This is a genomic window from Nonomuraea sp. NPDC052265 (genome assembly GCF_044547985.1).
Classification (GTDB): domain Bacteria; phylum Actinomycetota; class Actinomycetes; order Streptosporangiales; family Streptosporangiaceae; genus Nonomuraea.
In genome coordinates this window covers 1-1,500 of record NZ_JBIUBJ010000067.1, presented here as the reverse complement: position 1 = coordinate 1,500, position 1,500 = coordinate 1, and the positions used below count along the sequence as shown (strand labels likewise).

The 1,500-nt window shown below is 67.2% G+C and carries 1 protein-coding gene; it reads right to left on the bottom strand.

Going from position 1 to position 1,500, the window contains the following annotated elements:
• Nucleotides 1-6: 6 nt before the first annotated feature.
• Entirely contained in the window at nt 7-1,500 is a 1,494-nt protein-coding gene (locus ACIHAD_RS48840) for a CoA-acylating methylmalonate-semialdehyde dehydrogenase (protein ID WP_397361748.1), read from the bottom strand.

The window sequence follows — 1,500 nt, the reverse complement described above, 5'->3', positions numbered from 1 at the left end:
CACGACTTACCCGTTCGTGGGGAAGCCGAGGTTCACACCACCATGGGACGGATCCAGCCAACGCGAGGTCACCACCTTGCCCCGCGTGTAGAAATGCACCCCCTCCGCACCATGCACATGCGTGTCACCGAACAACGACGACTTCCACCCACCGAAACTGTAGAACGCCATCGGCACCGGGATCGGCACATTGATCCCGACCATCCCCACCTCGACCTCGTTCTGGAACCTGCGCGCCGCACCACCGTCATTGGTGAAGATCGCCGTCCCGTTGCCGAACACACCCCCGTTGATCACCCGCAGGCCCTCCTCATACGAGGACACCCGCACCACCGACAACACCGGACCGAAGATCTCCTCGACATGCGTCCGCGACCCCACCGGCACCTGATCCAGCACCGACGGCCCCAACCAGAACCCCTCGCCCCGGCCACCCAGCACCTCGGTCCCCCGCCCGTCCACGACCAGCTTGGCACCCTCCTGAACACCCAGATCCAGATAGGAAGCCACCTTGTCCCGATGCGCCCGCGTCACCAACGGCCCCATCTCCGAACGCGGATCATCACCCGGGCCGACCACCAGCCCGCCCACCCGCTCCACGATCTTCCCGACCAGCTCATCCCCCACCGGATCCACCGCCAGCACCACCGAGATCGCCATACACCGCTCACCCGCCGACCCGAACCCCGCCGACACCGCCGCATCGGCCACCAGATCCAGATCCGCATCCGGCAGCACCAGCATGTGATTCTTGGCCCCACCCAGCGCCTGCACCCGCTTACCGTGCGCGCTACCCGTCTCATACACATACCGGGCGATCGGCGTCGAACCCACGAACGACACCGCCGCCACATCCGGGTGCCCCAGCAGCCGATCCACCGCCACCTTGTCACCCTGCACCACCGAGAACACCCCGTCAGGCAGCCCCGCCTCCTGCCACAACCGCGCCATCAGCAACGACGCCGAAGGATCCCGCTCCGACGGCTTCAGCACGAACGCGTTCCCACACGCGATCGCCACCGGGAACATCCACATCGGCACCATCACCGGGAAGTTGAACGGCGTGATCCCCGCCACCACCCCCAACGGCTGCCGCATCGAATACGAATCCACCCGCGTCGAGACACCCTCGGAGAAACCCCCCTTGAGCAGATGCGGGATCCCGCACGCGAACTCCACCACCTCCAGCCCGCGCGCCACCTCCCCCAACGCGTCCGCATGCACCTTGCCGTGCTCGGCCGAGATCAACGCGGCCAGCTCGTCACGATGGGCGTCCATCAACTCACGGAACCGGAACAACACCCGCGCCCGCTTGACCAGCGAAGCGTCCCGCCACGCCGGGAAAGCCGCCACCGCCGCCGCCACCGCCGCGTCCACGTCGGCGACCGAGGCCAGCGCCACGTGACCGCTGACCTCCCCGGTCGCCGGGTTGAAGATCTCCGCCGTACGGCTGTCGCCGTCCGTCAGAGCGCCGTTGATCCAGTGCTTGACCGACTTCAC